The sequence below is a fragment of the Klebsiella sp. BIGb0138 genome (genome assembly GCF_004342285.1).
Lineage (GTDB): Bacteria > Pseudomonadota > Gammaproteobacteria > Enterobacterales > Enterobacteriaceae > Klebsiella.
Map to the genome: position 1 here is coordinate 39467 of NZ_SMCV01000008.1, position 13761 is coordinate 53227.

At 57.1% G+C, this 13761-nt stretch carries 15 protein-coding genes; 13 read left to right on the plus strand and 2 right to left on the minus strand.

All coding sequences use genetic code 11. The annotated features are described in order from the left end of the window. Positions 1–20: 20 nt before the first annotated feature. Positions 21–383: a DUF2002 family protein gene (locus EDF73_RS17725; RefSeq protein ID WP_132730601.1), complete on the minus strand. Its 363-nt coding sequence runs from the start codon at positions 381–383 to the stop codon at positions 21–23. A gap of 150 nt (positions 384–533) precedes the next feature. Between EDF73_RS17725 and EDF73_RS17730 the strand changes: the two genes are divergently transcribed. Continuing rightward, positions 534–860 carry a DUF883 family protein gene (locus tag EDF73_RS17730; RefSeq protein ID WP_132730602.1) on the plus strand — a complete coding sequence of 109 codons (327 nt, stop codon included), beginning with the start codon at positions 534–536 and terminating at the stop codon, positions 858–860. A gap of 152 nt (positions 861–1012) precedes the next feature. On the opposite strand, the gene EDF73_RS17735 is transcribed toward EDF73_RS17730, so the two are convergent. Further along, on the minus strand, positions 1013–2374 hold the full coding sequence (locus EDF73_RS17735) for a PLP-dependent aminotransferase family protein (protein ID WP_132730389.1): 1362 nt from the start codon (positions 2372–2374) through the stop codon (positions 1013–1015). A 110-nt stretch (positions 2375–2484) separates the two neighbouring features. On the opposite strand from EDF73_RS17735, the gene EDF73_RS17740 reads away from it, so the two are divergent. The 12 genes from EDF73_RS17740 (at position 2485) to emrA (ending at position 13746) form a co-directional block, all read left to right on the plus strand. Continuing rightward, entirely contained in the window at positions 2485–2916 is a 432-nt protein-coding gene (locus tag EDF73_RS17740) for a carboxymuconolactone decarboxylase family protein (RefSeq protein ID WP_132730390.1), read from the plus strand. Between the two features lie 183 nt (positions 2917–3099). Beyond that, positions 3100–3342, plus strand: a complete 243-nt coding sequence (nrdH, locus tag EDF73_RS17745; protein WP_132730391.1) for a glutaredoxin-like protein NrdH — start codon at positions 3100–3102, stop codon at positions 3340–3342. Then, entirely contained in the window at positions 3339–3749 is a 411-nt protein-coding gene (gene nrdI, locus EDF73_RS17750) for a class Ib ribonucleoside-diphosphate reductase assembly flavoprotein NrdI (RefSeq protein ID WP_132730392.1), read from the plus strand. The genes nrdH and nrdI overlap by 4 nt, the downstream gene beginning before the upstream one ends. Beyond that, positions 3722–5866: a class 1b ribonucleoside-diphosphate reductase subunit alpha gene (gene nrdE / locus EDF73_RS17755; RefSeq protein ID WP_132730393.1), complete on the plus strand. Its 2145-nt coding sequence runs from the start codon at positions 3722–3724 to the stop codon at positions 5864–5866. Before nrdI ends, nrdE begins: the two co-directional genes overlap by 28 nt. Before the next feature lie 10 nt (positions 5867–5876). After that, complete coding sequence (gene nrdF, locus EDF73_RS17760; RefSeq protein WP_132730394.1) at positions 5877–6839, plus strand: class 1b ribonucleoside-diphosphate reductase subunit beta; 963 nt, start codon at positions 5877–5879, stop codon at positions 6837–6839. A gap of 355 nt (positions 6840–7194) precedes the next feature. Continuing rightward, positions 7195–8397, plus strand: coding sequence for a glycine betaine/L-proline ABC transporter ATP-binding protein ProV (proV, locus tag EDF73_RS17765; protein WP_132730395.1), 1203 nt, complete (start codon positions 7195–7197; stop codon positions 8395–8397). Further along, positions 8390–9454 (plus strand): glycine betaine/L-proline ABC transporter permease ProW, encoded by a 1065-nt coding sequence (gene proW / locus EDF73_RS17770; RefSeq protein WP_132730396.1) that lies wholly within the window; start codon positions 8390–8392, stop codon positions 9452–9454. Before proV ends, proW begins: the two co-directional genes overlap by 8 nt. Positions 9455–9525: 71 nt before the next feature. Next, positions 9526–10524 (plus strand): glycine betaine/L-proline ABC transporter substrate-binding protein ProX, encoded by a 999-nt coding sequence (gene proX, locus EDF73_RS17775; RefSeq protein ID WP_132730397.1) that lies wholly within the window; start codon positions 9526–9528, stop codon positions 10522–10524. Positions 10525–10751: 227 nt separating this feature from the next. Next, complete coding sequence (locus EDF73_RS17780; RefSeq protein WP_132730398.1) at positions 10752–11498, plus strand: AzlC family ABC transporter permease; 747 nt, start codon at positions 10752–10754, stop codon at positions 11496–11498. Beyond that, complete coding sequence (gene ygaH / locus EDF73_RS17785) at positions 11488–11823, plus strand: L-valine transporter subunit YgaH (protein WP_132730399.1); 336 nt, start codon at positions 11488–11490, stop codon at positions 11821–11823. Before EDF73_RS17780 ends, ygaH begins: the two co-directional genes overlap by 11 nt. A gap of 90 nt (positions 11824–11913) precedes the next feature. Beyond that, the gene (mprA, locus tag EDF73_RS17790) at positions 11914–12444 is read left to right on the plus strand and encodes a transcriptional repressor MprA (RefSeq protein ID WP_041146855.1); all 531 of its coding nucleotides are present in this window, start codon (positions 11914–11916) and stop codon (positions 12442–12444) included. A gap of 129 nt (positions 12445–12573) precedes the next feature. Further along, a complete protein-coding gene (emrA, locus tag EDF73_RS17795; protein ID WP_132730400.1) occupies positions 12574–13746 on the plus strand; it encodes a multidrug efflux MFS transporter periplasmic adaptor subunit EmrA in 1173 nt (390 codons plus the stop codon). The last annotated feature ends 15 nt before the right edge of the window (positions 13747–13761 follow it).

Genomic DNA, 13761 nt, shown 5'->3' on the forward strand with positions numbered 1-13761 from the left:
ACGCCGTATCAGGCGCACGATTAGCTGTGAGACAGAGTCGGCTGCGCATCACCAAATAGTCCACTCAAAAAACGCTCAAGCGCCATCCGCGAACTGAACCCGTGTGGAATACCATAATGCTGCTGCGCTTCCCCGGCTAAATACAGCGGAAATTGCTCATAATGATCGCAGGTTTTGATATCCGACGCGGGCTCCGCCAACGAATTGCTACGCTCTTTTAAAGCCGGATGAATAATTAAAGCGGTACGCCCCATGCGCGCTTCGCGGTTCACATAAACATAATTATCGCCACGGCGATAGCCGTACGCTTTTTGCGTCACAACATCCATGGTGAAGCCGGCTTTTTCAAGAACACGCGCCACCTCATCGGGTCTTAAATACATACTCATTCCTCGTTATCTTTTACCGCACATTTACCTTACCTTATTCATCATTGGCAGTGCTTTCGGAAAATTCCAGAAACCATACTGAAAAAGCATAATTCAAAATCTTGTTCTACACTTAATGACTCAACGGAATTAAGGGAGAAAATGATGGCTAACCGTCTGAACCGCAACAATGTCGATGAAAGCGCTGAAGATATTCATAACGATGTCAGTCAATTAGCAGATTCGCTGGAAGAGGTGCTGAAATCGTGGGGCAGTGATGCGAAAGAGGAAGCTGACGTCGCACGGAAAAAAGCTCAGGCGCTGCTTAAAGAGACACGTGCCCGGCTGAATGGTAATAACCGCGTACAGCAGGCCGCCCGCGACGCCGTTGGCTGTGCCGACACCTATGTGCACGATAAACCGTGGCAAAGCGTGGGTGCCGCCGCCGCAGTTGGGCTATTTATTGGCGTATTATTGAATTTACGTCGATAATATAAACGATACATGAAGATAACAAATACGCGTCTGCCCCTGAGTGCCCTGGCACCAGGGGCTTTTTGTTGCCGCATTGCGTGCTGGCGCGAGCGGCTTTTTTAAGTCGGCCAAACCACCGTTTAGCCGAATCCCCTCCACGATCAGCGGCTTTACTCCTCACAGCCAGACAGGGCCTCTCTGAGCTGACGAACCCACTCTGCCGCCATCTCCATCGATGACACATTGGTAAAACTCACCAGTAATCCCCCCTCGCCATGGCTGTGCATTCGCCAGTCGCTCAACGCCTGCACCGCCAGCCCGGCCTGCCTTGCCCGCCGCGCCAGCGTCCGATCGTCGCCCTCCACCGTGATGACCAGCTGAATCCCCCCCAGCTGCGGGACCACGCCAAAACCGTGCGCCAGCAAAGCCGACTCCAGCCACTGTCGGCGCAGAGCATAGCTGGCGCGCATTTTCTTCAGGTGACGCCAGAAATGGCCTTCAGCAATAAAATCAGCCAGCGTCTGCTGCCACAACGTCGGGACGCTACAGCTCATCAGCGCCGCCTGCTGACGAAAGGCGGCGACCTGCGGCAGCGGCACCACCAGCCAGGCGGCGCGTAACGCCGGAAACAGCGATTTACTGAAGGTGCCGGCGTAGATCACCCGCTGCGGGGCATCGAGGCTTTTCAACGGCGGCAGCGGCTTACCCCGATAGCGAAATTCACTATCGTAATCATCTTCAATGATCCAGGCATCGCGCTGCGCCGCCCACGCCAGCAGCTGCCTGCGCCGGGTCAGCGACAGCGCTACCCCCAGCGGACTTTGGTGCGCTGGCGTCAGGAGCGCGAAATGCGCATCCGCAAAACGGCGCTGCGCCTGGTCCACGTCCATCCCGTCGTCATCCACAGGCACCGGATCGAGAAGAACTCCGTGCTGGGCAATAACCGGCCGAATCAGCGGAAACCCGGGATCTTCCACCCACATATGTTGCCCCGGCTGCGCCAGAGTACGCAGGATCAACGTCATCGATGCGGCGTAGCTGCCGGTGACCAGCACCTGCTCCGGCAGGCACTCAATACTGCGCGAAAGACGTAAATAATCGACAATCGCCCGGCGCAGACTCATCTCCCCGCACGGATCGCCGGGAGCCAGATCAAAGCGGGTTTGGGTTCGCAGCCGCCGTCCCATCACCCGCGCCCACAGCCCGCGAGGAAACAGATCCAGCGCCGGGAGGCCCATCTGAAACGGCAGCGGCGCCGTCGGGTCGCTGCCTGCCGGGAAGCGCGTCGGGGCCTCCTGCTGCGGGCTGAGGCGCTCGCTGACGAAGGTTCCCGCCTGCCCCCGCCGCTCCAGCCAGCCCTGGGCCACCAGCTCGCCCCAGGCATTTTCCACGGTCGCCCGCGACACCCCCAGCTCCTGAGCATATACCCGGCTGGCAGGCAGGCGGCTGCCGGGCGCAAGTTCCCCGCTCTCGATCGCGGATTTTAACTGCCGGGCAAGACGCTGATAGAGCGGTACCTTTTTGGCTTCCATTATGGTCTGCTTTTTTCATTAAAATATGGCTATCTTTTGCAGTCCATTATAGTGCTATTTTGCGGCGGTCTGAAAACCTATCACCTGCGGTTCTTAATGAGGAGAACATCATGAGCACACTACGTCAGCCCTACCATGAACTGAGCCCGGAAGTCTATCACGCGCTGGTACAGGCCAAAATAGCGTTGGAAAAAAGCACCCTCGAGGGTTCCCTGCTGGAACTGGTCTACCTGCGGATATCGCAGATTAATGGCTGCGCATTCTGTCTGGAGATGCACAGTAAAGCGCTGCGTAAATCCGGGGTGGCGCAGAACAAACTTGATGCGCTGGCAGGCTGGCGGGTAAGCGAACATTTCAACGCGGCCGAACAGGCGGCGCTGGCGTGGGCGGAGTCCGTTACTCACATTGCCAGCACCCATGCTGAAGATGAGGTTTACCTGCCGCTACTGGACCATTTTAGCGCCCGCCAGATCAGCGATTTGACCTTCGCCATCAGCCTGATGAACGCCTTTAACCGCCTTGCCGTCAGCATGCGCCAGTAATTTCAGACAACGCGCCCTCCCCCTCGCCGGATTGGCCGGTGAGGGCATCACTTATCTAAAAACGCTATATATTGCGTGGTTGAACTTTTAGATAACTACATCTAGTATTTCCTGAACAGTTAACCGATGGCGATCGTCGCGCCTTTTTGCGCCGTGCTGCTATCTTAAATGGAAATACGAATCATGCGCATTACTATTTACACTAAAAATGACTGCGTTCAGTGCCATGCCACAAAACGGGCGATGGAAAGCCGCGGGTTTGCCTTTGAGATGGTGAACGTCGAACACCACCCGGACGCCGCTGATATGCTGCGCGAGCAGGGTTTCCGTCAGCTGCCGGTGGTGATTGCCGGAGAAACCCGCTGGTCCGGCTTCCGCCCGGATATGATCAACCGCCTGCGGCCAGAACAGGCGGCCAGCGCATGAGTCTGATCGTCTACTTCTCCAGCAGTTCCGAAAATACGCACCGGTTCGTCCAGCGTCTGGGGCTGCCCGCAGTGCGTATTCCGCTTAACGAGCGGGAGCGCATCCAGGTAGACGACCCCTACATTCTCATCGTCCCGAGCTATGGCGGCGGCGGCACCGCCGGCGCCGTACCGCGCCAGGCGATCCGCTTTTTAAATGACCCGCATAACCGTCAGCTGATACGCGGCGTCATTGCCGCGGGCAACCGTAACTTCGGCGATGCTTACGGCCGGGCCGGCGACGTTATCGCCCAAAAGTGCGGCGTGCCGTACCTGTACCGCTTTGAGCTGATGGGCACCCCACACGATGTCGACAACGTGCGTAAAGGAGTAAGCGAATTTTGGCAACGACAACCGCAGAACGTATAACCACCGAGGCGCCGGATTTCCACGCGCTCAATGCCATGCTGAATTTGTACGACAGCAACGGCCGCATTCCGTTTGAAAAGGACCGCGAGGCGGTGGACGCCTTTATGGCGACGCATGTCGACGCTAACACCGTCTCTTTCGCCAGCCAGAACGATAAGCTGGAGTGGCTGGTCGCCGAAGGCTACTACGACGCCGGCGTTCTGGCCCGCTATGACCGCGGTTTTGTCCTCGCGCTGTTTGAGCAGGCCCACGGCTACCATTTCCGTTTCCAGACCTTTCTTGGCGCCTGGAAGTTCTATACCAGCTATACGCTGAAAACCTTCGACGGCAAACGCTACCTTGAGCATTTTGCCGATCGTACCTGCATGGTCGCCCTCACCCTCGCGCAGGGGGATGAAGCCCTGGCCCGGCAGTTGACCGATGAGATCCTCAGCGGGCGCTTCCAGCCGGCCACCCCTACCTTCCTCAATGCCGGGAAGCAGCAGCGCGGCGAGCTGGTCTCCTGCTTCCTGTTGCGTATCGAAGACAATATGGAATCGATCGGTCGGGCGGTAAACTCGGCATTGCAGCTGTCAAAACGCGGCGGCGGCGTGGCGTTTTTGCTCTCCAATCTGCGTGAAGCCGGCGCCCCGATCAAGCGTATCGAAAATCAGTCCTCCGGGGTGGTGCCGGTGATGAAAATGCTCGAGGATGCTTTCTCCTACGCTAACCAGCTCGGCGCGCGTCAGGGAGCGGGGGCGGTCTATCTGCACGCCCATCATCCGGATATTCTGCGTTTCCTTGATACCAAACGGGAAAACGCCGACGAGAAAATCCGCATCAAAACCCTGTCGCTGGGGGTGGTGATTCCGGATATTACCTTCCAGCTGGCGAAAGAGGATGCGCAGATGGCGCTGTTCTCGCCCTATGACGTCGAGCGTCTGTACGGTAAACCGTTTGGCGATATCGCCGTCAGCGAGATGTACGCGCAGCTGGTCGCCGATGAGCGGGTCAGCAAGCGCTGGATCCGCGCCCGCGATCTGTTCCAGCGGCTGGCGGAAATTCAGTTTGAGTCCGGCTATCCGTACATCATGTTTGAAGATACCGTTAACCGGGCTAATCCCATTGCCGGCCGGGTCAACATGAGCAACCTGTGCTCGGAAATTTTACAGGTCAATACCCCGTCGACCTTCGATGAGAATCTCGATTACGCCAGCGTCGGTCAGGATATTTCCTGCAATCTGGGGTCGCTGAATATTGCCCACACCATGGATTCGCCGGATTTTGCCCGCACGGTCGAGGTGGCGGTGCGCGGCCTGACGGCGGTCTCTGACATGAGCGACATTCGCTCGGTGCCATCGGTGGCGGCGGGCAATGCCGCTTCCCATGCCATCGGCCTGGGTCAAATGAACCTGCACGGTTATCTGGCCCGGGAAGGGATCGCCTACGGCAGCCCGGAAGGACTGGATTTCACCAACTTCTACTTTTATACCGTCACCTGGCACGCCCTGCGCACCTCAATGCTGATGGCCCGCGAGCGCGGCCAGCATTTTGCCGGATTTAAGCAGTCGCGCTACGCCAGCGGCGAGTACTTCGCCCAGTATCTGCAGGGCGACTGGCAGCCGAAAACGGCCAAAGTCCGCGAACTGTTCGCCCGCGCCGGTATCACCCTCCCCGACCGCGAGATGTGGCGGCAGCTGCGCGACGACGTGATGCGTCACGGTCTCTATAACCGCAATCTGCAGGCGGTCCCGCCGACCGGGTCGATCTCCTATATCAACCATGCGACCTCGAGTATCCACCCGATCGTCTCGAAGATAGAGATCCGCAAAGAGGGGAAAACCGGACGGGTTTACTACCCCGCGCCGTTTATGACCAACGACAATCTGGCGCTCTATCAGGACGCCTATGAAATTGGTCCGCAGAAGATTATCGACACCTACGCCGAAGCGACGCGGCACGTCGATCAGGGGCTGTCGCTGACGCTCTTTTTCCCCGATACCGCCACCACGCGCGATATCAACAAAGCGCAGATCTACGCGTGGAAGAAAGGCATCAAGACGCTGTATTACATCCGCCTGCGCCAGCTGGCGCTGGAAGGTACTGAAATCGAAGGCTGCGTGTCCTGCGCGCTGTAAGGAGAACAGGATGACCCATTTAACGCGTATCAGCGCTATTAACTGGAACAAAATTGAGGACGATAAGGATCTGGAGGTGTGGAACCGTCTGACCAGCAACTTCTGGCTGCCGGAAAAGGTGCCGCTGTCTAACGACATTCCCGCCTGGCAGACGCTGACCCCGACGGAGCAGCAGCTCACCATCCGCGTGTTCACCGGGCTGACGCTGCTCGACACCATTCAGAACACCGCCGGCGCGCCGGCGCTGATGGCCGACGCGCTAACGCCCCATGAAGAGGCGGTGCTCTCCAACGTCAGCTTTATGGAAGCGGTACACGCCCGCTCCTACAGCTCGATTTTCTCCACCTTATGCCAGACCAAAGACGTGGATGCCGCCTATGCCTGGAGTGAAGAGAATGCGCCGCTCCAGCGCAAAGCCCAGCTGATGCTGGAATATTACCAGGCGGATAATCCGTTGAAGAAGAAAATCGCCAGCGTGTTCCTTGAATCGTTCCTGTTCTATTCCGGATTCTGGCTGCCGATGTATTTTTCCAGCCGCGGCAAGATGACCAACACCGCCGACCTGATTCGCTTAATTATTCGCGACGAGGCGGTGCACGGTTATTACATCGGTTACAAATACCAGAAGGGGCTGGAAAACGTCAGCGCCGAAGAACGCGAGCAGCTGAAGAATTTCGCCCTCGATCTGCTGATGGATTTGTACGATAACGAGCTGGCCTATACCCGGGAGCTGTACGCCGACAGCGGCTGGATTGAGGAGGTTAACGCCTTCCTGTGCTATAACGCCAATAAGGCGCTGATGAACCTGGGTTATGAGGCGTTATTCCCGGCGGAAATGGCGGCGGTCAATCCGGCGATTCTGGCGGCGCTGTCACCAAACGCCGATGAAAATCACGACTTCTTCTCCGGCTCTGGCTCCTCCTACGTCATGGGAAAAACGGAAGAAACCGCCGACGACGATTGGGACTTTTAACCTTACTTTCACCAGGAAAATATTGTCCGGTTTCCTGGTGATCTATTTCACATTATTAACTTTTATCACACAAAAATCGCACCTGATATTTCGCTGAAACATTGCCGCAATATTCGGCAGAAATCCGTTGGTTTACCAATTATGCTTCCGTCATCATCAAAAAATATTACCTGCCGCTAATCAACGCTCAGCCCTTCTATCATGGGGAATACGCCGGATAGCCGTCCGCGCATTTCGCCGCCGGAGGGACATTGAGGGTTGTCACAGAATCTGAGTATGTTAGGGTGTAAAACGGTAATTATCTCCACCAGGTACTATATTGACATAATACAAATAACAGGAAACCCTCAATTGCATGGCAATTAAATTAGAAATTAAGAATCTCTATAAGATATTTGGCGAGCACCCACAGCGAGCGTTCAAATATATTGAAAAAGGATTTACCAAAGAACAACTACTGGAAAAAACGGGACTTTCGCTTGGCGTAAAAGACGCCAGTCTGACCATTGAAGAAGGCGAGATATTCGTCATCATGGGGCTTTCCGGCTCAGGGAAATCCACCATGGTTCGCCTTCTCAATCGCCTGATTGAACCCACCCGCGGGCAGGTGCTGATTGATGGCGTCGATATCGCCAAAATTTCAGAAGCCGAGCTGCGCGAGGTGCGCAGAAAAAAGATCGCCATGGTATTTCAGTCATTTGCGCTGATGCCGCATATGACCGTGCTGGACAATGCCGCCTTTGGCATGGAGCTGGCAGGCATGTCGACCCAGCAGCGGCAGCAGAAGGCGCTGGAGGCGCTGCGCCAGGTCGGCCTGGAGAATTACGCGCATGCTTACCCGGATGAGCTGTCCGGCGGGATGCGGCAACGCGTCGGCCTTGCCCGCGCGCTGGCCATCAATCCTGACATATTATTAATGGATGAAGCCTTCTCGGCCCTCGACCCATTAATTCGTACCGAGATGCAGGATGAGCTGACAAAATTACAGGCGAAACATCAACGTACCGTGGTCTTTATTTCCCACGATCTCGATGAAGCCATGCGCATTGGCGATCGGATTGCCATCATGCAAAATGGCGAGGTGATTCAGGTCGGTACCCCGGATGAAATACTGAATAATCCGGCGAATGATTATGTGAAAACCTTCTTCCGCGGCGTCGATATTAGCCAGGTATTCAGCGCTAAAGATATTGCCCGCCGAAGCCCGGTTGGCTTAATTCGTAAAACGCCCGGTTTCGGCCCCCGTTCGGCATTGAAATTATTGCAGGACGAAGACCGGGAATATGGTTATGTGATTGAACGTGGTAATAAGTTTGTCGGCATTGTCTCTATCGATTCGCTGAAATCCGCCCTGAGCGAAGGTCAGGGAATTGACGCGGCGTTACTCGAATCCCCGCTGGCGGTGGATGCGCAAACGTCGCTCAGCGACCTGCTCTCCCACGTAGGCCAGGCGCCGTGCGCGGTCCCGGTCGTGGATGAAGGGCACCAGTATATCGGCATCATTTCCAAAGGCATGTTGCTGAAGGCTTTAGATCGCGAGGGGGCAAACAATGGCTGATCAATCTAACCCGTGGGATACCGCACCGGCGGCGGATAGCGCCGCACAATCCGCCGACGCCTGGGGAAGCCCGGCATCGGCGCCCACCGATGGCGGCGGCGCAGACTGGCTGAACAGCGCGCCCGCGCCGCAGGCGGAACACTTCAACATTATGGATCCGTTCCATAAAACGCTGATCCCGCTCGACAGCTGGGTCACGCACGGCATCGACTGGATCGTCGTCCACTTCCGCCCGCTGTTCCAGGGGATCCGCGTGCCGGTGGACTACATCCTCAGCGCCTTCCAGCAGCTGCTACTCGGTATGCCTGCTCCGGTGGCTATCGTGCTGTTCGCCCTTATCGCCTGGCAAATCTCCAGCGTGGGGATGGGCGTTGCCACGCTGATTTCCCTCGTCGCTATCGGCGCCATCGGCGCCTGGTCGCAGGCGATGGTCACCCTGGCGCTGGTCCTGACCGCGCTGCTGTTCTGCATGCTGATCGGCCTGCCGCTGGGGATCTGGCTGGCGCGCAGCCCGCGGGCGGCCAAAATTATCCGCCCGCTGCTGGATGCCATGCAGACGACGCCGGCGTTCGTCTACCTGGTGCCGATTGTCATGCTGTTCGGTATCGGCAACGTTCCTGGCGTGGTGGTGACGATTATCTTCGCCCTGCCGCCTATCGTCCGTTTGACCATTCTCGGGATTAACCAGGTGCCGGCAGACCTGATTGAGGCTTCGCGCTCCTTCGGCGCCAGCCCGCGTCAGCTGCTGTTTAAGGTTCAGCTGCCGCTGGCGATGCCAACCATCATGGCCGGGGTTAACCAGACGCTGATGCTGGCCCTGTCGATGGTGGTTATCGCCTCGATGATCGCCGTCGGCGGTCTGGGTCAGATGGTGCTGCGGGGGATCGGTCGTCTCGATATGGGGCTGGCGAGCGTCGGCGGCGTCGGGATTGTGATTCTGGCGATAATTCTCGACCGCCTGACCCAGGCCGTAGGCCGCGACTCGCGCAGCCGCGGTAACCGTCGCTGGTACGCGAGCGGCCCGCTGGGACTGATTACCCGCCCGTTCTGTAAATAATCTTCTTATCGCCCGGCAGCAGTGCGCCTGCCGGGTCAGCAGTTTTCCCTTCTTATGTATAAGGAATAACGATGCGACATAACACCATTATTGCCACAGCGTTTGCCACCCTTCTCTCCACCGGCGTCGCCTGTGCGGCCGATCTGCCAGGCAAAGGCATCACCGTCAAACCGATCCAGAGCACTATTACTGAAGAGACCTTCCAGACCCTGCTGGTGAGCCGCGCGCTGGAAAAACTGGGCTATACCGTCGATAAGCCAAGCGAAGTGGACTACAACGTCGGCTACACCTCCCTCGCCTCCGGCGATGCGACCTTTACCGCCGTCAACTGGCAGCCGCTGCACGACGATATGTACGCCGCCGCCGGGGGCGACAAAAGCTTCTACCGCGAAGGCGTTTATGTGAACGGCGCGGCGCAGGGCTACCTGATTGATAAGAAAACCGCCGAGCAGTATCACATCAAGTCCATCGACCAGCTGAAAGATCCGAAAATCGCCAAACTGTTTGATACCAACGGCGACGGTAAAGCCGATCTCACCGGCTGTACGCCGGGCTGGGGCTGTGAAGCGGTGATTAACCACCAGATTGATGCCTATGGTCTGAGCAAGACCGTGGTGCACAACCAGGGGAATTATGCGGCGATGATGGCCGATACCATTGCCCGCTATAAAGAAGGCAAGCCGGTGATTTACTACACCTGGACGCCGTACTGGGTCAGCGACGTACTGAAGCCGGGTAAAGATGTGGTCTGGCTGCAGGTTCCGTTCTCCTCCCTGCCGGGTGTGCAGAAGAATATCGATACCAAACTGGCTAACGGCGCGAACTACGGCTTCCCGGTCAGCACCATGCACATTGTCGCCAACAAAGCCTGGGCCGAGAAAAACCCGGCGGCGGCGAAGCTGTTCAGCCTGATGAAACTGCCGATTGCCGACATTAACGCCGAAAACGCGATGATGCATGAGGGCCACGCTTCGGAAGCGGATATTCAGGGCCACGTCGACGGCTGGATCAAAGCCCACCAGCAGCAGTTCGATGGCTGGGTACAGGAAGCGCTGGCTGCGCAGAAGTAACCTTCCCTGTGACCCGGATGGCGGTGCTTAGCCCCCGATCCGGGCGTTGAAGGCCACCACGCTATCGCCCCGCTGCGTATCACGCGGTCGGGGCGATTTTGCGAGCAGCCCATCAACGCGGTGCCATAATAAATCATCGAGGTGTAAAAGCACCCCGCTCTCTGCTAAGGTAAACCTACCCGTTCAATCATGTGATATTCACTTGAATTATCAATAAATAACGCAAAATGGAAAAACCTGGCGCATTGACGCAAACCTCTCCTGTCTGCGAATCCACGCTGTCCGAGGGTATCAAAGACAGCCTGCCGATTGTGATTAGCTATATTCCCGTGGCCTTCGCCTTTGGCCTTAACGCTACCCGGCTGGGTTTCACTCCGCTGGAGAGCCTGTTTTTTTCCTGCATTATCTACGCGGGCGCCAGCCAGTTCGTGATAACGGCGATGATCGCGGCGGGCAGTTCGCTGTGGGTCGCGGCGCTCACCGTAATGGCGATGGATGTGCGTCACGTTCTGTACGGCCCGTCGCTGCGTAGCCGTATTCCCCGTGCGCTTGATAAGCAAAAAACGGCGTTCTGGGCCTTTGGCCTGACCGATGAGGTCTTCGCGGCCGCCACCGCGAAACTGGTACGCGACAACCGCCGCTGGAGCGAAAACTGGATGCTCGGCATCGCCTTTACCTCCTGGATTTCATGGGTGTCCGGTACTCTGCTTGGCGCTTACTCCGGTAACGGCCTGCTGGCGGGTTTCCCGGCGGTGGAAGCGGCCCTGAGCTTTATGCTGCCGGCCTTGTTTATGAGCTTCCTGCTGGCGTCATTTCAACGCAAGCAGTCGCTCAGCGTGACGGCGGCGCTGGCCGGCGCGCTGGGCGGGATGATTCTCTTTTCTATTCCGGCGGCGATTATGGCGGGGATTGTCTGCGGCTGCCTGGCCGCCCTGATACAGGCCAGCATTCGGGGGATGCCCGATGAACAGTAATGTTCTTATTATCGGTATCGTGGTCGGCTGCGTGAATTACCTGTTTCGCTACCTGCCGCTGCGCCTGCGCGCGGACCATTCTCGCCCGGCCCGCCGCGGCCCGATTAGCGTGCTGCTTGATACCATCGGCATCTCCTCCATCTGCGCTCTGCTGATCGTTTCCAGCGTCCCGGAAATCCTCAGCGATTCCCGGCGACTGCTGCCCACGCTGCTCGGATTCGCGGTGCTGGGTGTGGCATTCTGGAAGACGCGCAGCATTATTATCCCGACGCTGCTGAGCGCGCTGGCCTACGGCGTGGCATGGAAAATCGGCACTTTTTTATAGGCTTAAAGTATCAATTTTAGTCAATAATTGATTTGATTTATTTGTCACAATAGTTATTATATCGGCTGTAATTAATGAGGTCATACCCAAATGGATAGTTCGTTTACTCCCATTGAGCAAATGCTCAAATTCCGCGCCAGCCGCCATGAAGATTTCCCTTTCCAGGAGATTCTCCTCACTCGCCTCTGCATGCACATGCAAGGTAAGCTACTGGAAAATCGCAATAAGATGCTGAAAGCGCAGGGAATTAACGAGACATTATTTATGGCGCTGATCACGCTGGAGTCTCAGGAAAATCACAGCATTCAGCCTTCCGAGCTGAGCTGCGCGCTGGGCTCTTCCCGTACCAACGCCACGCGTATTGCCGATGAGCTGGAAAAACGCGGCTGGATCGAGCGTCGCGAAAGCGATAACGATCGTCGCTGCCTGCACCTGCAACTGACCGACAAGGGTCATCAGTTTTTGCGTGAAGTCTTACCGCCGCAGCATAACTGCCTGCATCAACTCTGGTCTTCTTTAAGCACCAGCGAGAAAGATCAGCTCGAGCACATCACCCGCAAGCTGCTTGGTCGCCTCGACCAGATGGAAGAGGATGGCGTGCTTGCGGAGTCTCTGCGCTAAGCGCGGAACCGCTCAAAACTTTTTCTGGATTGACAAGGAAAAACAGACAGGCCAGCAGATCTTCTGCTGGCCTTTCTGATAAACAGGTCGGCTCAGCCGATGTGAAATAATAAGATCGTGGAGAATAACATGAGCGCAAATGCGGAGATGCAAACCCCGCAGCAACCGGACAGCAAGAAAAGCAAGCGCAAAGGCGCCCTCTTGTTGCTGACATTGCTCTTTATTATTGTTGCCGTGGCATACGGAATTTATTGGTTTTTGGTACTGCGTCATTATGAAGAAACCGATGACGCTTACGTGGCAGGGAACCAGGTGCAAATCATGGCGCAGGTCTCCGGCAGCGTGACGAAAGTCTGGGCCGACAACACCGATTTCGTCCAGCAGGGCGATCCGCTGGTCACCCTCGACCAGACCGATGCCCAGCAGGCGTTTGAAAAAGCGCAAACCCAGCTGGCCACCAGCGTACGCCAGATGCGCCAGCAGATGATCAACAGCAAACAGCTGCAGGCGAACATCGACGTCAAGAAAACCGCGCTCGCTCAGGCGCAGACCGATCTCAACCGGCGCATCCCGCTGGGGGCGGCGAACCTGATCGGCCGTGAAGAGCTGCAGCATGCGCGCGATACCGTCGCCAGCGCCCAGGCTGAACTGGATGTCGCCGTTCAGCAATTCAACGCCAATCAGGCTATCGTGATGGGCACCCGTCTGGAACAGCAGCCTGCGGTTCTGCAGGCGGCAACCGAGGTTCGTAACGCCTGGCTTGCGCTGCAGCGTACGAAAATCGTCAGCCCGATTAGCGGCTACGTCTCCCGACGTTCCGTGCAGCCCGGCGCCCAGATTAGCCCAACCACGCCGCTGATGGCCGTGGTGCCGGCAACGAATCTGTGGATCGACGCAAACTTTAAAGAGACCCAGCTGGCGCATATGCGTATCGGCCAACCGGCTACCGTGGTCAGCGATATTTACGGTGATGACGTCAAATATACCGGCAAGGTCGTCGGGCTGGACATGGGCACCGGTAGCGCGTTCTCCCTGCTGCCGGCGCAGAACGCCACCGGCAACTGGATCAAGGTCGTCCAGCGTCTGCCGGTGCGTATCGAGCTGGATGCCAAACAGCTGGCGGAACACCCGCTGCGCATTGGTCTCTCCACCCTGGTCGAGGTGAACACCACCGATCGCAGCGGCGAGATGCTGGCCAACCAGACGCGTCAATCTCCGGTTTATGAAAGTAACGCTCGTGAAATCGGTCTTGAGCCGGTGAATAAACTGATCGACGGTATCATCCAGGCCAACGCGGGATAATTCGGAGTGAGCGTA